Annotated in this window: 13 protein-coding genes; 4 read left to right on the top strand and 9 right to left on the bottom strand. The window is 70.4% G+C overall.

Annotation, left to right across the window (positions count from 1 at the left end; all coding sequences use genetic code 11):
- Positions 1-109: 109 nt before the first annotated feature.
- The 5 genes from dop to FB457_RS04235 all read right to left on the bottom strand — a co-directional run bounded on the left by dop (position 110) and on the right by FB457_RS04235 (position 6701).
- A complete protein-coding gene (dop, locus tag FB457_RS04255) occupies positions 110-1621 on the bottom strand; it encodes a depupylase/deamidase Dop (protein ID WP_078898142.1) in 1512 nt (503 codons plus the stop codon).
- 244 nt (positions 1622-1865) lie between these two features.
- Positions 1866-3632, bottom strand: coding sequence for a proteasome ATPase (gene arc / locus FB457_RS04250; protein ID WP_047014848.1), 1767 nt, complete (start codon positions 3630-3632; stop codon positions 1866-1868).
- A 292-nt stretch (positions 3633-3924) separates the two neighbouring features.
- Positions 3925-4500 (bottom strand): hypothetical protein, encoded by a 576-nt coding sequence (locus tag FB457_RS04245; protein ID WP_145780896.1) that lies wholly within the window; start codon positions 4498-4500, stop codon positions 3925-3927.
- Positions 4501-4599: 99 nt separating this feature from the next.
- Complete coding sequence (locus FB457_RS04240; protein ID WP_047014850.1) at positions 4600-5505, bottom strand: tRNA (adenine-N1)-methyltransferase; 906 nt, start codon at positions 5503-5505, stop codon at positions 4600-4602.
- Positions 5506-5531: 26 nt separating this feature from the next.
- Positions 5532-6701: a site-2 protease family protein gene (locus tag FB457_RS04235; protein WP_047014851.1), complete on the bottom strand. Its 1170-nt coding sequence runs from the start codon at positions 6699-6701 to the stop codon at positions 5532-5534.
- A 103-nt stretch (positions 6702-6804) separates the two neighbouring features.
- Between FB457_RS04235 and FB457_RS04230 the strand changes: the two genes are divergently transcribed.
- Entirely contained in the window at positions 6805-7821 is a 1017-nt protein-coding gene (locus FB457_RS04230) for a PD-(D/E)XK nuclease family protein (RefSeq protein ID WP_186461924.1), read from the top strand.
- A gap of 32 nt (positions 7822-7853) precedes the next feature.
- A complete protein-coding gene (locus FB457_RS04225; protein WP_047014852.1) occupies positions 7854-8525 on the top strand; it encodes a response regulator in 672 nt (223 codons plus the stop codon).
- A 67-nt stretch (positions 8526-8592) separates the two neighbouring features.
- Here FB457_RS04225 and FB457_RS04220 read toward each other — a convergent pair whose 3' ends face one another.
- The 4 genes from FB457_RS04220 to metH form a co-directional block, all read right to left on the bottom strand.
- Positions 8593-10194, bottom strand: a complete 1602-nt coding sequence (locus FB457_RS04220; RefSeq protein ID WP_047014853.1) for an ABC transporter substrate-binding protein — start codon at positions 10192-10194, stop codon at positions 8593-8595.
- A gap of 59 nt (positions 10195-10253) precedes the next feature.
- A complete protein-coding gene (locus FB457_RS04215) occupies positions 10254-11858 on the bottom strand; it encodes an ABC transporter substrate-binding protein (RefSeq protein WP_186461923.1) in 1605 nt (534 codons plus the stop codon).
- A 340-nt stretch (positions 11859-12198) separates the two neighbouring features.
- The gene (locus tag FB457_RS04210) at positions 12199-12933 is read right to left on the bottom strand and encodes an HAD family hydrolase (RefSeq protein WP_047014855.1); all 735 of its coding nucleotides are present in this window, start codon (positions 12931-12933) and stop codon (positions 12199-12201) included.
- A 164-nt stretch (positions 12934-13097) separates the two neighbouring features.
- Positions 13098-16634 (bottom strand): methionine synthase, encoded by a 3537-nt coding sequence (gene metH, locus FB457_RS04205; protein WP_145780894.1) that lies wholly within the window; start codon positions 16632-16634, stop codon positions 13098-13100.
- Positions 16635-16892: 258 nt separating this feature from the next.
- On the opposite strand from metH, the gene FB457_RS04200 reads away from it, so the two are divergent.
- Together FB457_RS04200 and FB457_RS04195 are read left to right on the top strand one after the other, a co-directional pair.
- On the top strand, positions 16893-17657 hold the full coding sequence (locus FB457_RS04200) for an IclR family transcriptional regulator (protein ID WP_047014857.1): 765 nt from the start codon (positions 16893-16895) through the stop codon (positions 17655-17657).
- Between the two features lie 189 nt (positions 17658-17846).
- Positions 17847-18644 carry an MIP/aquaporin family protein gene (locus FB457_RS04195; RefSeq protein WP_047014858.1) on the top strand — a complete coding sequence of 266 codons (798 nt, stop codon included), beginning with the start codon at positions 17847-17849 and terminating at the stop codon, positions 18642-18644.
- The last annotated feature ends 196 nt before the right edge of the window (positions 18645-18840 follow it).

Below are 18840 nucleotides of genomic sequence, written 5' to 3'. Positions count from 1 at the left end.
AGATCCGACCCTACAAGCTGGGCCCGACATCGGCCCGGTGCTCTCTCAACGCTCGGAGGCCACCCGGATGATTCCCCTCCGCGCCACCTTTAGCCCGGTCCGTCCCGGATCAGCCGCCCGAGAGGACCCGTACCAGCTCCTCCGCCGTGCGGCAGCGGTCCAGCAGTTCCTTGACGTGGTTGCGGGTACCCCGCAGGGGTTCCAGGGTGGGGACCCGCTGGAGGGAGTCGCGGCCGGGGAGGTCGAAGATGACCGAGTCCCAGGAGGCGGCGGCGACGTCGTCCGCGTACTGTTCGAGGCAGCGGCCGCGGAAGTACGCCCTGGTGTCCTCCGGCGGGTTCTTCACGGCCCGCAGGACCTCGTCCTCGGTGAGGAGCCGCTTGAGGCGGCCGCGGGCCGCCAGCCGGTTGTACAGGCCCTTCTCCGGGCGTACGTCCGCGTACTGCAGGTCGACCAGCGCGAGGCGGGCCGCGTCCCAGTCCAGGGCGTCGCGGCGGCGGTAGCCCTCCAGCAGTTCCCGCTTGGCCAGCCAGTCCAGCTCGCCGGAGAGGCTCATGGGGTCGGCTTCCAGCCGGTTGAGGGTGTCCTCCCAGCGGGTGAGCACGTCCTTGGTCTGCTCGTCCGCGTCCGCGCCGAAGCGCTCCTCGACGTATTTCCGCGCCAGCTCGCAGTACTCCATCTGGAGCTGTACGGCGGTGAGCGTGCGGCCACTGCGCAGCACCACCTGGTGACGCAGCGTGGGGTCGTGGGAGACCTGGTGCAGGGTGCGCACGGGCTGTTCCACGGCCAGGTCGACCGCGATGAAGTCGTCCTCGATCATCGACAGCACCAGGGCGGTGGTGCCGAGCTTGAGGTAGGTGGAGATTTCCGAGAGGTTCGCGTCGCCGATGATGACGTGGAGTCTGCGGTATTTCTCGGCATCCGCGTGGGGCTCGTCGCGGGTGTTGATGATGGGGCGTTTGAGGGTGGTTTCCAGGCCGACCTCGACTTCGAAGTAGTCGGCGCGCTGGCTGATCTGGAAGCCGTGTTCGTTGCCGTCCTGGCCGATGCCGACGCGGCCGGCACCGGTGAAGACCTGGCGGGAGACGAAGAAGGGCGTGAGGTGGCGCACGATGTCCGAGAAGGGGGTTTCCCGCTTCATCAGGTAGTTCTCGTGGCAGCCGTAGGACGCGCCCTTGTTGTCGGTGTTGTTCTTGTAAAGAAGGATGGGCTGGGCACCCGGCAGTTGTCCCGCGCGCTCCGCCGCTTCCGCCATGATGCGTTCGCCGGCCTTGTCCCAGAGCACGGCGTCGCGGGGATTGGTGACCTCGGGGGCGCTGTACTCGGGGTGGGCGTGGTCGACGTAGAGCCGGGCGCCGTTGGTGAGGATGACGTTGGCGAGGCCGATGTCCTCGTCGGTGAGCTGGCTGGAGTCGGCGGCCTCGCGGGCGAGGTCGAAGCCGCGGGCGTCCCGCAGCGGGTTCTCCTCCTCGAAGTCCCACCGGGCGCGGCGCGCCCGGTGCATCGCCGCCGCGTAGGCGTTGACGACTTGGGACGAGGTGAGCATGGCATTGGCGTTGGGATGGCCCGGAACGGAGATTCCGTACTCCGTCTCGATGCCCATTACTCGCCGTACGGTCATGCGGCCCTCCTTGCCCGGTACCGTCCGCGGCCCTGGACGGAACTCAAGTACCGCGGCGTCTGCGGCACGTGTGGTCCCCGCGGCGGCGATGCGCTGCGCTGCGCGCCGGTACGGAAGAGCCTAGAACGCCTTGGCGGCAGTGGGGAGATCATTACAGTCTTTGCTCCGGTCCGTTTGCACCCGTGGAAATACGTGTCCGGCTGCGGGCGGCCGTGTGGTGCCCCCCGCAGCCGGATCGCCGCATTTACAGGTACTGACCGGTGTTGGCCACCGTGTCGATCGACCGGCCGGTGTCCGCGCCCTGCTTTCCGGTGACGAGGGTGCGGATGAACACGATCCGCTCGCCCTTCTTTCCGGAGATACGGGCCCAGTCGTCGGGGTTGGTCGTGTTGGGCAGGTCCTCGTTCTCCTTGAACTCGTCGACGCAGGCGGCGAGGAGGTGGGAGACGCGCAGGCCCTTCTGGTTGTGGTCGAGGAACGCCTTGATGGCCATCTTCTTGGCGCGGTCCACGATGTTCTCGATCATCGCGCCGGAGTTGAAGTCCTTGAAGTAGAGGACTTCCTTGTCACCGTTGGCGTACGTGACTTCGAGGAACCTGTTCTCCTCGGACTCCGCGTACATCTGCTCGACGACGGACTGGATCATCGCGTCGACGGTGGCCTCGGCGGAGTCACCGTGCTCCGACATGTCCTCGGCGTGCAGCGGCAGGGTCCGGGTGAGGTACTTGGAGAAGATGTCCTTGGCGGCCTCGGCGTCCGGGCGCTCGATCTTGATCTTCACGTCGAGCCGGCCGGGGCGGAGGATCGCGGGGTCGATCATGTCCTCGCGGTTGGAGGCGCCGATGACGATCACGTTCTCCAGGCCCTCGACGCCGTCGATCTCGGAGAGGAGCTGCGGGACGATGGTGTTCTCCACGTCCGAGCTGACGCCGGAGCCGCGGGTGCGGAAGAGGGAGTCCATCTCGTCGAAGAAGACGATGACGGGCGTGCCCTCACTGGCCTTCTCGCGGGCCCGCTGGAAGACCAGGCGGATGTGCCGCTCGGTCTCGCCGACGTACTTGTTGAGCAGCTCGGGGCCCTTGATGTTGAGGAAGTAGCTCTTGCCGGCGGGGCGGCCGGTGTGCTCCGCGACCTTCTTGGCGAGCGAGTTGGCGACCGCCTTGGCGATCAGCGTCTTGCCGCAGCCGGGCGGGCCGTAGAGGAGCACGCCCTTGGGGGGCCGCAGCTCGTGCTCCTTGAAGAGGTCGGGGTAGAGGTACGGCAGCTCGACGGCGTCCCTGATCAGCTCGATCTGGTTGCCCAGGCCACCGATCTTGGTGTAGTCGATGTCCGGGACCTCTTCGAGGACCAGCTCCTCGACCTCGCTCTTGGGGATGACCTCGTAGACGTACCCGGAGCGGGGCTCCAGGAGCAGGGCGTCGCCGGCGCGGATGGTGGTGTGCAGCAGCGGCTCGGCGAGCCGGACCACCTTCTCCTCGTCGGTGTGCCCCATCACGAGGGCGCGCTCGCCGTCCTCCAGGATCTCCTTCAGGGTGACGATGTCCCCGGAGCGCTCGAACGCCATGGCCTCGACCACGTTCAGCGCCTCGTTGAGCATCAGCTCCTGACCCCGGCGCAGCTCGTCGAGCTCCACGCTGGGGCTGACGTTCACCCGCAGCTTGCGGCCGCCGGTGAAGATGTCCGCCGTGCCGTCGTCGTTGGCCTCGAGGAAGACTCCGAAGCCGGCGGGCGGCTGGGCCAGCCGGTCGACTTCTTCTTTCAGGGCGACGATCTGGTCCCGGGCCTCACGGAGAGTGCTTGCCAGGCGCTCGTTCTGCGCGGACACTCCGGCGAGGTTGGTCTGCAACTCGACGATGCGTTCTTCGAGGATCCTCGTGTGACGCGGCGAGTCGGCGAGCTTTCGTCGCAGGACGGCGATCTCCTGCTCAAGGTAGGCGACCTGGCCGGCAGGGTCTTCGGACCCTCGACCCGGCCGGATGCCGCGGTTGGTGTCGTCGTCGTGGGCTGCCACGGTCCTCACCTCCTCCAAGGGGAGCTGGACGCTTCCTGACCCTACCTGGCCGCGTCCCGCTTGAAACCCCTAGATCACAAAGACGGTCGGGGTGCATCCGATCTTCACCCGTGCGCCCGTCCTCACGCCAGGCAAATACCCATCCAGCAACATCGGAAAGCAGCCATTTGTTTCGTCTACAACGCTCAACACCCGCCAAGGGTGCCTGGAATTGCAGCGGAACGGCGACCGCTCCCCCGCCGGTTCCGGGAACCGGCGGGAAGGCGACGTGGGAGGGGGTGCCGCGGCGGGGTCAGACCTGGGTGCCGGGGACGGGCTCCGCGGTGAGACGGAAGCGGCCGTTCTCCCACGTCCAGGTCACGTTGCGCTGCTTGTCCGGCTTGCTGCGGGGGACGTCGGGCGAGGAGTAGCCGAGGAGGGTGGCCGAAATCTCGTTTTCGCGCACAGCGAATTCCCCGACGCTCATGCCCTCGGCGGGATCGACGAGAGTCTCGGTCACGCGCGGTGACCGGCCGGGCTTGGCGGCGGACACGACGTACATCCCGCTCGGCGGGGTGCCGGCGGCGGCGCGGCAGCGCACCACGGCGACGGTCTCGGCGCGGCCGTCGGCGTCGAAGTCGGCGGAGCCCTGTTTGTAGACCTCGGGCTCGGTCCCGGCGCAGTCGACCGGGTAGTGGGCGGCGCTCGCGTCGGGCCCGGGGGCGGGTCTGCCGCCGTGGTCGCCCTTGGCGTCGTTGCCGGCGGCGACGGACGGGGGCTTGATGAGCGCCGCGAGGGCGATGACGGCGGCCATGGCGGCCGCCGTCGCGATCCAGTGCACCGCGCGGGGCTGCGTGTGCGGGAAGTCGGCGCCGGGCAGAGGCTGCACGGGTGAGGCTCCTGGGAGGGCTGGGAGGGCCGTGGGGAGGCCAGCATGGTGTCACACACCGCCCGCCCGCGGAACGACCCCTGCCGCTTCTCTGCCCCTTCAGTCCCCTGCGGTAGCCCGCTGCCCGCCGGGGCCGGTGTAATCCTCCCCGTACGCCCCCTTCGCGGGCCTGCGGCGGCGCAGCGGCGGCTCGACACCGTCGGCGAGCCTGCGGGCGGTGAGCAGGAAGCCGGTGTGGCCGATCATGCGGTGGTCCGGACGCACGGCCAGGCCCTCCACGTGCCAGTTGCGCAGCATGGTCTCCCACGCCTGCGGCTCGTTGAAGTTGCCGTGCTCGCGGATGGACTCCACGGTGCGGGCGAGCTGGGTGGTGGTGGCGACGTAGGCGCAGACGATGCCGCCGGGCACCAGGGCCTTGGCGACCGCGTCCAGGCACTCCCAGGGCGCGAGCATGTCCAGGATGACGCGGTCGACCCCGGTGTCGGACAGGTTGTCCTGGAGGTCGCCGACGGTGAGCTGCCAGGCGGGGTGAGGGCCGCCGAAGTAGCGCTCGACGTTCTGCCGGGCGACGTCGGCGAAGTCCGCGCGGCGCTCGTACGAGTGGAGCATGCCGCTGTCGCCCACCGCGCGCAGCAGGAAGCTGGTCAGCGACCCTGAGCCGACGCCCGCCTCGACCACGCGCGCGCCCGGGAAGACGTCGGCGAACGCGAGGATCTGGCCGGCGTCCTTGGGGTAGACGACGGCCGCTCCGCGCGGCATGGACAGGACGTAGTCGGGGAGCAGGGGGCGCAGCGCGAGATACGGGACGTTGCCCGTGGTGCGCACGACGGTTCCCTCGGGGGCGTCGATCAGCTCGTCGTGCGGGAAGGAGCCCTTGTGGGTGTGGAAGGACTTCCCGGCCTCGAGCGTGAACGTGTAGTGGCGGCCCTTGGGGTCGGTGAGCTGTACCTGGTCCCCGACCTGGAAGGGCCCGCGGCGGCGGGCGGCACCGGTCGGCTCGGACATGCCGCTCACCCTACCGCCGGGGGTGATCAGGACTGCGGCCGGGCCATGGCGGCGACGAAGGCGCGCTCGACGTCCGCGGTGGCGAGGACCCCGTAGATGTGGCCGGTCTCCTCCAGCACGAGGTACTCGCTGTGGGGGCTCTCGCGCAGGTGCTCCAGCAGTTGTTCGCCCGTCAGCTCGGCGGAGACCTTCATCTCGTCCGTGAGGTCCTGGGAGAGCGAGCTGACGGCCACCCAGGGGCGGCGGTGGGCGGGGGTCTGGGCGATGGCCGCGCCGCGGACGACCCCGGTGGGAAAGCCGCGGCCGTCGACGACCACGAGGGCGCGGGCGCCCGCGGCCTCGGCCCGGCGCAGCGCCTCGGAGAGCGGGGTGTCGGCGGTGACGGGGGCCGCCCGGCGGGTGAGGGCGCGGGCGCGCAGCTCGGGCAGCCGCTCGCGCAGCCTGGCCATGCGCAGGCTGTTGCCGGCGCCGGTCCAGATGATCGCGGCGAGGATCGCCGCCAGCAGGGCGTCGGTGACGGTGTCGACGCTGCCGGGGTCGGAGGCGCGCGAGTGCGTGAAGAGCGGCAGGCCGATGAGCGTCGCCACGGCCAGCGCGCGGCCCACCCAGGCGGCGACGACCGTGCCCGTCATGGGTTTGCCGCTGACCTTCCAGACCGCGGCGCGCAGCATCCGGCCGCCGTCCAGCGGCAGGCCGGGCAGCAGGTTGAAGACGGCGACGATCAGGTTGGAGATCGTGAGGGCGGCGAGGAGCACCGCCGGCACGGTGTCCTCCTCGACGAGCTGGAGGGCGCCGTAGAAGCCGCCGGCGAGGACCAGGGAGAGCAGCGGGCCTGCGAAGGCGAGCCAGAACTCGCGGCCGGGGGTCTCGGACTCCTTCTCGATCTCCGAGACGCCGCCGAAGAACTGCAACTGGATGCGGCGTACGGGCAGCTTGTAGTGGAGGGCGACGCGGGTGTGGGCCAGTTCGTGGACGAGCACGGAAGCGTAGAACGCGACGGCGAAGAAGAGCGCGATCACGTACCGCAGGGCGCCCAGCTCGGGCAGGATCCGTTCGAGCTGGCCGCCGAAGACCCAGGTGATGAGGGCGGCGACGAGGAACCAGCTCGGGGCGACGTACACGGGCACGCCGAAGGGGCGGCCCATGAGGATGCCGCCGCCGCGGCCGGGCCGATCGCCCCTGCGCTCCTCGCTCACGACTCCCACTCCTGCCCGCTCGCGGTGCCCGTCTTCCTGCCCGCAGGTCCGGCCTGCATCGTATGCCGCCGGATGTCGGTCCCGGGCCCTAGGGTCGTACACCATGAGTACCCGCACCGACACCGGGAACCACCCCGCGGACCCCGTACCGCCGCCGCCCGGGGGGGACGGCGGGCCGGACGCGCCACGGGCCCCGGCGCCGCCCCGGGCGCTGTCTCCCTCCCGCGCGGCGGACTTCATGACCTGCCCGCTCATGTACCGCTTCCGGGTGATCGACAGACTGCCGGAGAAGCCGCGCGCCTCCGCCGCCCGCGGGACGCTGGTGCACGCGGTCCTGGAGCGCCTGTTCGACGATCCTGCCGCCGAGCGTACGCCGCCGCGGGCGCGGGCGCTGGTGGCGCCGGCCTGGGAGCGGCTGCTCGCGGACCGGCCGGAGCTGGCCGAGCTGTTCACGGACGGTGACGAAGACGGGGCCGGGAGCACGGGCGGGGGCGGGGACGGCCCCTCTGCCGGGGCAGCGGAGCGGCTGGCGGAGTGGCTGGCCGGGGCCGAGCGGCTCGTCGAGCGGTGGTTCACGCTGGAGGACCCGGCGCGTCTGGAGCCCGCGGAGCGGGAGCTGTTCGTGGAGACCGTGCTGGCCTCCGGGCTGAAGCTGCGCGGCGTCATCGACCGGGTGGACGTGGCGCCGACGGGCGAGGTCCGCGTCGTGGACTACAAGACGGGCAAGGCGCCCCCGCCGGAGTACGCGGCGGACGCCCTCTTCCAGATCAAGTTCTACGCGCTGGTGCTGTGGCGGCTGCGCGGCAGTGTCCCGCGCCGGCTGCAGTTGGTCTACCTGGGCAGCGGCGACGTGCTGACGTACGACCCGGACGAGGCCGACCTGCGCGGCGTGGAGCGCAAGGTGCACGCCCTGTGGGAGGCGATCCGGCGGGCGACGGAGAGCGGCGACTGGCGGCCCCGGCCGGGCCGGCTGTGTGACTGGTGCGACTTCAAGGATTCCTGCCCGGCCTTCGGCGGCACCCCGCCCCCGTATCCGCTGACCGGCGTCGATCCCGGCCTGCCGCAGCCCCGCCCGGCCGGGGCCGGGGAGGGTGCGCAGGGCAGAATGGACACCGCCTGACAGCCCGGTCCGGCCGAGGAAGAGGAGACCCTGTGGCCATCCGCGTCCTGCTCGTCGACGACCAGCCGTTGCTGCGCACCGGCTTCCGCATGATCCTGGAGGCAGAGCAGGACATCGCCGTGGTCGGCGAGGCCGGCGACGGGCTGCAGGCGCTCGACCAGGTCAGGGCGCTGCAGCCGGACGTGGTGCTGATGGACATCCGGATGCCCCGCATGGACGGTGTGGAGGCCACCAGGCAGATCACCGGCGCGGGCCGGGACGGGCCCGCGAAGGTGCTGGTCCTGACGACCTTCGACCTCGACGAGTACGTGGTGGAGGCGCTGCGCGCGGGGGCCAGCGGCTTCCTGCTGAAGGACGCGCCGGCCGGGGAGCTGGTGCAGGCGATCCGCGTGGTGGCCGCCGGGGACGCGATGCTGGCCCCGAGCATCACCAAGCGGCTGCTCGACAAGTTCGCCACCAAGCTGCCGACAGGAGAGCAGGACGTGCCGGACACCCTGGACACGCTCACCGAGCGCGAGGTAGAGGTGCTGAAGCTGGTCGCCCGCGGGCTGTCGAACGCGGAGATCGCCGCCGACCTGTTCGTGAGCGAGACGACCGTGAAGACCCATGTGGGCCACGTGCTGACCAAGCTGAGCCTGCGCGACCGGGTGCAGGCCGCGGTGTACGCGTACGAGAGCGGGCTGGTGCGCCCCGGCGGGGCCTGAGCGGCGTACCGGGAGCCCTTCCGTGCGCGGGGCTCCCGGTCGCGTACCCCGGGTCAGTGCGGGCGGATCACTCCGAGCCCTTCGAGATCTCCCAGAAGCGGAAGACCGTCGAGGCGTCGAGCGTCCACTCCAGGCCGAGGATGTTCTCCCGGGCGGCCGCGTACTGCTTGCCCTGCCAGAGCGGTATCACCGGCAGTTGGTCGGCGACGATGTCCTGCAGCTCGCCGTAGTCGTCGACCGTGGCCGTACGCTCCGACTGCGCGGCGGTCGCCGGTATCAGCTCGCTGGTGATCCGGCCCGGGTTGTAGTTGTTGGCCAGCACGTTGCCCTCGCCGAAGAACGGCGCGGTGAAGTTGTCCGGGTCCGGGTAGTCCGGCACCCAGCCCTTGACGTAGACGCCGTACGAGCCCTTCTCGACGCCCTTCTCGAACTCGTCCAGCGGCACGGACTCCACGTCCGCCTGGAACAGGCCGCTGTCGTTGAGCTGCTTGGCGATCAGCTCGAAGGACGGCACCGTGCCGGGACCGTAGCGCTCGGGCGTGGCAAACAGCGTCACCCGGACCTTCTCGTCGATGCCCGCCTCGCGCAGCACCTGCTCGGCCCTGGACGGGTCGGGGCGGTCGCCGTAGGTGTCGTAGAAGGCGGTGTTGTGGCCGGTGATACCGGCCGGGACGATCGAGTACAGCTCCTCGGCGGTGCCCTCGTAGACCTCGCGGACGAGCGCGTTGCGGTCGATGAGGTACGCGAACGCCTTGCGCACGGCGGGGTCGCCGGCGACCGGGTCGTCCATGTTGAAGACCAGGTGCTGCACCTCGGCGCTGGTGCCCTCGACGAGCTGGATCTTCTGGCCGGCGCCGGCCTGGTCCTGCAGCTCGGCGATGTCCTTCATCGCCAGGCCGCGGTAGGCCAGGTCGATGTCGCCGCTCTCCAGGTCCGCCTTCAGCTTCTCGTCGCCGCCGGTGCCGCCGTAGAGCTTCAGCGTCATCCCGGAGTTCTGCACCTTGGCGGTGCCCTTGTAGCCGGAGCTGACGGAGAACTTGGCTTCCTTGCCCTCCTGGTAGGAGTCCAGCTTGTACGGTCCCGAGCCCACGGCCTTGCCGTCGTCGCGCAGCTTGTCCTTGGGGTAGGACTCGCTGTCGACGATCGAGCCGGCGCCCGAGGCGATCTTCATGGGGAAGGTCGCGTCGGGGTAGTCCAGCCGGAACGTCACGGTCAGCTCGTCGGGCGTCTCGATGCTGCCGACCGAGTCGAGCATGACCGCGGGGCCCGCGGGGTCGTCGATGCCGATGGTGCGCTCGAAGGAGAACTTCACGTCCTCGGAGGTGAGTTCCGAGCCGTTCGAGAACTTCAGCCCGTCCTGCAGCTTGCAGGTGTAGACGCGGCTGTCGGCGTCCTCGAAGGTGCACTCCTCGGCCGCCTCCGGCTCGGGCTCCGTGGACCCCTTGGGGAAGCTCAGCAGGGACTGGAAGACGTTGTTGAACACCAGCCAGGAGCCGACGTCGTAGCCCGCGGCGGGGTCGATGGCGCTGACCTCGTCGGTCATCCCCATCACGACCGCGTCGCCGGAGCCGGCCCCCGATCCGGAGTCCGAGCCGCAGCCGGCAGCGAGCAGTACGGTGGCCATGGCGGCGCCGAGGGGTGGGGCGAACCGCTGGACAGCCTTCTTCACGTGTGTGCGTTCCTTCACTCGGGTCGGATCTCTGCCCGGCGCGGCACCGCCGGAGGCCCCTACTCGCTCAGCCCGCGCCGCAGCTCCCAGAGCTGCAGCGTCGACGACGAGTTGAGCGCCCACTCCGCCCCCGTGACGGTGTCGCGCGCCGCGATGTACTGCTTGCCCTGCCAGAGCGGAAGGTACGGGACGTCGCTGGCGAGCACGTCCTGTATCCGCTCGAAGCTGTCCGTCGTGCGCTCCCGCTGTGCCTCCTGGCGGGTCCGCGGGATCAGATCCCCGATGACGGAGCTGTCGTAGTTGTTGAAGGTGAAGTTCTCCTCGCCGACGAACGGCCCGGTGAACGTGTCGGGATCGGGGAAGTCGGGATACCAGTGCAGGCCGTAGACGGCGTACCGGTTCTCCGCGTAGTTCTTCTTGTACGTCTCCCAGGTGTCGCCCTTGATGTCGGCGTCGAACAGGCCGGACCTGTTGAGCTGGTCGCGCAGCTCCTCGAACTCGGCCTTCGTCGTCTCGCCGTAGTGGTCGGTGGTGTAGTTCAGGGTGAGCTTCACGGGCATCTCGACGCCCGCCTCCCGCAGCAGTTCGCGGGCGCCGCCGGTGTCCGGACGGTCGCCGTAGGCGTCGTGGAACGCGGTGTTGTGCCCGATGATGCCGCGCGGGATCATCGCGTACAGCGGGTCGACGGTGCGCTGGTAGACGTCGCGGGCGAGCTTCGTCCTGTCGATCACCTCGGCTGCGGCCTGGCGTACGGCCCGGTCCTTCACGGTGGGGTTCTCGACGTCGAAGACGAGGTAGGCGATCTCCGCGCCCGGTGTCTCGAAGAGGCTGACGTCGCCGTCGGTGCCCTCGTCGAGGCGGTTGATCTGCTCCGGCTTCAGGCTGCGGCCCATCACGTCGATGTCGCCGGCCGCGATGGCGTCCTCCATGCTCGTGGAGGTGCCGAAGTAGCGGACCTCGACCGCGTCGTTCTGCGGCTCGACCTCGCCCTTGTAGTCGCCGTTGCCGGTGTAGACGGCCTTGGTGGCCACGTCGTCGTCGTGCTCCACCTTCAGGCTGTACGGGCCGGAGCCGGCGATCTCGAAGCCCTCGTAGAGCTTGTCCTTCTCATAGACCTGGCTGTCGACGATGGCGGCGGCGGGGGTGGCGAGCTTGAGGGGGAACGTTGCGTCAGGCGTCTTGAGGTGGAAGACCACGGTCAGCGCGTCCGGGGTCTCCACCGTGTCGACGTTGGCGAGCAGCGGGAACGGGCCGTTGGGGTTCTTGATCTTCAGCATCCGCTCGATGGAGAACTTCACGTCCGCGGCGGTGAGGTCGTGGCCGTTGGTGAACGTCAGGCCGTCGCGGAGCGTGCAGCGGTACTGCTCGCTGAGCCGGTCGGCGAAGACGCACCGCTCGGCGGCGTCCGGCTCGGGCTCCGAGCCCGTACGCGGCATCCGCATCAGCGTCTGGAAGGTGTTCTGCAGGATGTTCCAGGAGTTGATGTCGTACGCCGTGGCGGGGTCGAGCGGAGCCGGGTTCTCCTTCGTCAGCTCCAGCCTGTCGGTCGTACCCACCACGATCGCGTCGTCATCTCCGCCGGAGTCGCCCACCACGCCGCAGGAGGTGACGACCGGGACGAGCACACCCAGCAGCGCGGGCAGCACCAACGACTTACGAATCATGGTCGACTTTCTCCCTCGGGCGTCCCCGGAGAGATTAGCCGGAGCACCCAGCTGGGCCGGGTGGCAGGGAAGTTGAGAAGAAATCACATGCCGATTACGCCCGGCGCCTTTCCGATAACCGGATGCGGGAACAATGGCCGCGAACCCCAACCAAACCGGGCACAGGGAGGCACCTCGGGAGATCCCCGGGACCCGTTCGGCACAGTTCCGCACTCCTGTCGAGAGGCAAGCGCGTGAGAAAGCTCACCCTGTCGAATCCGCGCCCGGTGACGGCAATGGGGTATCGGCTTTCGTCACGCAAAATACATGAACCGCTGCGCGGAGTTTCCCAAGCGCTTTCTCAGTGGAGGCGCTCGACTACGGAGCGGAGAAAGGGGAGATCGACTTCTGTGAGGGAACGCACCAGGTGCCGTCCGGGCGAGGGCTCGATCGGTGCCACCGACGGCACCGCCACGACGGCGCAGCCGGCCGCCTCCGCCGCCGTCACGCCCGTCAGGGTGTCCTCGATCACCGCGCAGTGCCGCGGGTCGGCCCCGAGGGCGGCCGCGGCGTGCAGGTACGGATCGGGGTGCGGCTTCGTACGCGGGATCTCGTCGCCGGCCACCGAGAGGTGGAACTCGTGGCCGAGCGAGCGCACCACCCGGTCGATGATGCGCCGGTGGGAGGCGGAGACGAGGGCCGTGGGCACGTCGTGCGCGGCGAGCTCGGTGAGCAGCCGCCGGGCGCCGGGCATGAGCGGCACGTCGCCGTCGACCAGCTCCTCGAAGCGGGTGTTGAGGCGCACGGTCAGCTCCGGCAGGCCGATGTCGGCGCCGGTGGTGGCGATGAGGTACGCGGCGCTGCGCGACATCGGGCCGCCGACGACGACCTGGCGCTGCTCCTCGGTCAGCTCGTGGCCGAACTCGGCGAAGACCGAGACCTCGGCGGCCCACCAGAAGCCCTCGGTGTCGACCAGGGTGCCGTCCATGTCGAGCAGTACGGCCTGCGGCGTCGTACCGCGGAAGGACCGCACCCGGCGTTCCCGGGCGGTGTCCTGGGCCGTTCGGGTGCCTTCAGCGGGAATGCTGCTGGTCATCCGCTCACCTCCCTCGAAGGGGCGCAAAGGCCGGCCGCCAGAAGCGACCGGCCTGTTCCGGACCGACCAGTGTAAGCCGACTGCCCGGAAAGCGCCCGTGGAGTCCGTTCGGGGCGTTTTACGGCGATGCCGGAGCGCCGGCGGGGACCGGGCGCCGGCGGCGCTCAGCGGGCGTTGAAGTACTTCGCCTCGGGGTGGTGGATGACGATCGCGTCCGTGGACTGCTCCGGGTGGAGCTGGAACTCCTCGGAGAGCTTCACCCCGATCCGCTCCGGCTCCAGCAGCTCGGCGATCTTCGCCCGGTCCTCCAGGTCCGGGCACGCGCCGTAGCCGAGCGAGAACCGGGCGCCGCGGTACTTCAGCGCGAACATGTCCTCGATCTCCGCCGGGTCCTCGCCGGCGTAGCCCAGTTCGGCGCGGACCCGCGCGTGCCAGTACTCCGCCAGCGCCTCGGCGAGCTGTACCGAGAGGCCGTGCAGCTCCAGGTACTCGCGGTAGGAGTCGGCGGCGAACAGCTCGGCGGTGGCCTCGCCGATCTTCGAGCCGACGGTGACGATCTGGAAGCCGACGACGTCCGTCTCGCCGGACTCCTCCGGCCGGAAGAAGTCCGCCAGGCACAGCCGCCGGCCGCGCCGCTGCCGCGGGAAGGTGAAGCGGGTGCGCTCGGCGCCGTCGTCGCCGAGGACGATCAGGTCGTCGCCCTTGGAGACGCAGGGGAAGTAGCCGTAGACGACGGCCGCCTCCAGCAGGTTGCCGGTCTGCAGCCGGTCCAGCAGCCCGCGTAGCCGGGGCCGGCCCTCGGTGGCGACCAGGTCCTCGTACGACGGGCCGCCGCCGCGCGGCGCCTTCAGCCCCCACTGGCCCTTGAAGAGCGCGCCCTCGTCCAGCCAGGAGGCGTAGTCGGCCTGCTGGATGCCCTTGACGACCCGGGTGCCCCAGAACGGCGGGGTGGGCACGGGGTTGTCGGTGGCCACGTCGGAGCGGGCGGGAGCCTCCTCGTCGGCGGCGGGCGCCGGGGTGGCGGCGCGTACCCGGCGGGGGCGCAGCTCGGGCAGCTCGGCGCCGGGGACGCCCCGCTTGACGCCGATGAGGGCGTCCATGAGGCGCAGGCCCTCGAAGGCGTCGCGGGCGTAGCGGACCTCGCCCTCGTAGACCTCGTGCAGGTCCTGCTCGACGTACGCGCGGGTGAGCGCGGCGCCGCCGAGGATCACCGGGTAGCGGGAGGCCAGCCGGCGCTGGTTCAGCTCCTCCAGGTTCTCCTTCATGATCACCGTGGACTTCACCAGCAGCCCGGACATCCCGATCACGTCGGCGGCGTGCTCCTCCGCGGCCTCCAGGATCGCCGAGACGGGCTGCTTGATGCCGAGGTTGACCACGTGGTAGCCGTTGTTGGAGAGGATGATGTCGACCAGGTTCTTGCCGATGTCGTGGACGTCGCCGCGCACGGTGGCCAGCACGATCGTGCCCTTGCCCGAGCCGCCCTCGCCGTCGTCGACCTTCTCCATGTGCGGCTCCAGATACGCCACCGCGGTCTTCATCACCTCGGCGGACTGGAGCACGAACGGGAGCTGCATCTGCCCGGAGCCGAACAGCTCGCCGACGACCTTCATGCCGTCGAGCAGCGTCTCGTTGACGATCTCCAGCGCCGGCCGCTCGGCGAGCGCGGCGTCCAGGTCGGCCTCCAGGCCGTTCTTCTCGCCGTCGATGATCCGCCGCTTCAGCCGCTCCTCCAGCGGCAGCGCGGCCAGTTCCTCGGCCCTGCCGGCCTTCATCGACTTGGTGTCGACGCCCTCGAAGAGCTCCAGCAGGCGCTGCAGCGGGTCGTACGCGGGCTCGTCGCCCTCGGCCGGGCGGCGCCGGTCGTAGATGAGGTCCAGGCACACCTGCACCTGCTCCTCCTCCAGCCGGGCGATCGGCAGGATCTTGCTGGCGTGCACGATCGCCGAGTCCAGGCCGGCCTTCACGCACTCGTCGAGGAAGACGGAGTTGAGCACGACGCGGGCGGCCGGGTTGAGGCCGAAGGAGATGTTCGACAGCCCGAGCGTAGTCTGCACGGCGGGGTGGCGGCGCTTGAGCTCGCGGATCGCCTCGATGGTGGCGGCACCGTCGCCGCGGGACTCCTCCTGGCCGGTGCAGATGGTGAAGGTGAGGCAGTCGATGAGGATGTCGGACTCGTGGATGCCCCAGTTGCCGGTGAGGTCCTCGATCAGCCGCTCGGCGATGGCGACCTTGTGCTCGGCGGTACGGGCCTGGCCCTCCTCGTCGATGGTGAGCGCCATCAGGGCGGCGCCGTGCTCGCGGGCGAGCGTCGCGACGCGGGCGAAGCGGGACTCGGGGCCGTCGCCGTCCTCGTAGTTGACGGAGTTGATCACGGCCCGGCCGCCGAGCTTCTCCAGGCCGGCGCGGATCACGTCGACCTCGGTGGAGTCCAGCACGATGGGCAGCGTGGAAGCCGTGGCGAACCGGCCCGCGAGTTCGGCCATGTCGGCGGCGCCGTCGCGGCCGACGTAGTCGACGCAGAGGTCGAGCATGTGGGCGCCCTCGCGGATCTGGTCGCGGGCCATCTCCACGCAGTCGTCCCAGCGGCCTTCGAGCATGGCGGTACGGAACTTCTTCGAGCCGTTGGCGTTGGTGCGCTCGCCGATCGCCAGGTACGAGGTGTCCTGCCGGAACGGCACCGTCTGGTACAGCGACGCGGCCCCCGGCTCGGGGCGGGGCGTGCGCTCGCCCGGCTGCAGCTCCCGTACCCGCTCGGTGAGCTGCCGCAGGTGCTCCGGGGTGGTGCCGCAGCAGCCGCCGACCAGGGACAGCCCGTACTCGCGGACGAACGTCTCCTGGGCGTCGGCCAGTTCGCCCGCAGTCAGCGGGTAGTGGGCGCCGTCCTTGCCGAGCACCGGGAGGCCGGCGTTGGGCATGCAGGACAGCGGCACCCGGGAGTGCCGGGCGAGGTAGCGCAGGTGCTCGCTCATCTCGGCCGGCCCGGTGGCGCAGTTCAGCCCGATCATGTCGATGCCCAGCGGCTCCAGCGCGGTGAGCGCGGCGCCGATCTCGCTGCCGAGGAGCATGGCGCCGGTGGTCTCGACGGTCACCGAGCAGATCAGCGGCAGGTCCACGCCGGTGGCCGCCAGCGCCCGGCGGGCGCCGAGGACGGCGGACTTGGTCTGCAGCAGGTCCTGGGTGGTCTCGACGAGCAGCGCGTCGGCGCCGCCGGCGATCATGCCCTCGGCGTTCTGCTGGTACGCGTCGCGCAGCGTGCCGTACGCGACGTGGCCGAGGGTCGGCAGCTTGGTGCCCGGGCCCATGGAGCCGAGGACCCAGCGCTGCCGGCCGTCGCCCGCGGTGTGCGCGTCGGCGGACTCGCGGGCGATGCGCACGCCGGACTCGGAGAGCTCGAAGATCCGGTCGGCGATGTCGTACTCGCCGAGGGCGGCGTGGTTGGCGCCGAAGGTGTTGGTCTCGACGCAGTCGACGCCGGCCGCGAAGTACTCGTCGTGCACGGAGCGCACGATGTCCGGGCGGGTGACGTTGAGGATCTCGTTGCAGCCTTCCAGCTGCTGGAAGTCGTCAAGCGTGGGCTCCTGCGCCTGGAGCATCGTGCCCATCGCGCCGTCGGCCACCACCACGCGGGTGGCGAGGGCCTCGCGCAGTGCGTCGGCGCGGGTCTGCTGGCTGGCGGCGGGCTGGGACGGCTGCGAGGCCATGGGGATACTCCCTCGTGTGCGACGGCTGTCGGCTATGCGCGGCCCGCGGGGGCCGGTGCACGGGCCAAGGGTATCGGCCGGAGCCGGTGCGGCGCGGGCTGTCCCACGACCCGGACGGTGCAGGTGTGCGGGGTTTTCCGGCAGACTCGGGCACGATCGGCACGTCCGGGGTCTTCCCCGACCGCTCCCCTGCGGCGGAACAATGACCGATACTGTTCAGCATTGTCGAACTCCCGGTCTCGTTGAGGAGGATCTTCCGTGGCACGGAACATCCAGTCGCTCGAGCGAGCGGCTGCGGTGCTGCGCCTGCTGGCCGGAGGAGAGCGGCGCCTGGGCCTGTCCGACGTCGCCTCGACGCTGGGCCTGGCCAAGGGCACGGCGCACGGCATCCTGCGCACGCTGCAGCAGGAGGGCTTCGTCGAGCAGGACCCGGTCTCCGGGCGGTACCAGCTCGGCGCCGAACTGCTCCGCCTGGGCAACAGCTACCTGGACGTGCACGAGTTGCGCGCCCGCGCCCTGCCCTGGACCGACGACCTGGCCAGGGCCAGCGGCGAGAGCGTGCACCTGGGCGTGCTGCACCACCAGGGCGTGCTCATCGTCCACCACGTCTTCCGGCCCGACGACAGCCGGCAGGTGCTGGAGATAGGCGCCATGCTGCCGCTGCACAGCACGGCGCTGGGCAAGGTCCTGTGCGCGGTCGACCCGGTGGCCCACGCCGAGGCCGCGGAGGGCGACCGCAAGGCGCTCACGCCCGCCACGGTCACCGGGGCGGCGGACTTCGAGCGGATCCTGGAGCTGACCCGGGCCCGCGGCTGGGGCTCCGACGTCGAGGAGACCTGGGACGGCATCGCGGCCGTCGCCGCCCCCGTGCGGGACCGCCGCGGCATGCCCGTGGGCGCCGTGGGCGTCACCGGGGCGGTGGAGCGCGTCTGCCCCGGCGGCGAGCTGCGGCCGGAACTGGTGGCCGCGGTGCGCGACTGCGCCCGGGCGGTCGCCAGGGACCTGGGCGCCGGGCGCTTCTGACCGCGCGAGCCTCCTCCGACTGGCCGATTCCCCGTTTTCCCGCCACCGGGCCTTGACGTGCCTGTGACGTGGCGGAACACTGCCGTGCACCGGTCGGCATTGTCGAACACCTAACGATAATTTTGACGTAGGGTGTGATGCGCGGAGCGGATTCCTTGTACGGACCAGCCAGGACAAAGGAGTCGCAGGATGGACCCGTCCAATTGGGACATATTTAGCGGCGAGGTGCTCGGGACGGCCTTGCTGATCGTTCTCGGTGGCGGCGTGGTCGCCGCCATCACCTTCAAGAAGTCCAAGGCGCACCAGGCGGGCTGGGTCGCGATCGCCTTCGGCTGGGGTCTCGCGGTCATGGTCGGTGCCTACGCGGTCGCCGGCGTATCCGGCGCCCACCTCAACCCCGCGGTGACCCTCGGGCTTGCGATCAAGGGCGACACCGACTGGGGCGACGTACCGCTCTACCTCGCCTCCGAGATGCTCGGTGCCATGATCGGCGCCGCGTTCGTCTGGCTGGCCTACTACGGCCAGTTCCACGACCACCTGACCGACAGGGAAGTCGTCGGTCACCTGGAGAACGCGGACGCGAAGGCGATCGAGGCCCATGAGAAGGGGGCGGGCCCGGTGCTCGGCGTCTTCTCCACCGGCCCCGAGATCCGCAACGCCGTGCAGAACCTCATGACAGAGATCATCGGCACCTTCGTCCTGGTCATCGCGATCCTCACCCAGGGCCTCAACCAGGAGGGCAACGGGCTCGGCCCGCTGGGCGTACTGATCGTCGCCCTGGTGGTCGTCAGCATCGGTCTCTCGCTCGGTGGCCCCACCGGTTACGCCATCAACCCCGCGCGCGACCTCGGGCCGCGCATCGTCCACGCCCTCCTTCCACTGCCCAACAAGGGCGGCTCGGACTGGACCTACGCGTGGGTGCCCGTCGTCGGTCCGCTGATCGGCGGCGCCGCCGCCGGCGGCCTGTACCAAGCCGTCTTCGCCTGAGCCGGACGTCCCGCCCGCCGGGCGGGACGGCGCAGGGCACCACCTCGACCCATGCCGGACCAACGACGTATCGGAGCGACATGACCGACGCACACACTGCAGGCCCGTTCATTGCGGCTATCGATCAGGGGACGACTTCGAGCCGGTGCATCGTGTTCGACACCGATGGCCGGATCGTGTCGGTGGACCAGAAGGA

Source organism: Streptomyces sp. CNZ287, from assembly GCF_007827615.1.
The sequence above is the reverse complement of the archived record's forward strand: the minus strand, read 5'-3'. Positions and strand labels throughout refer to the sequence as shown.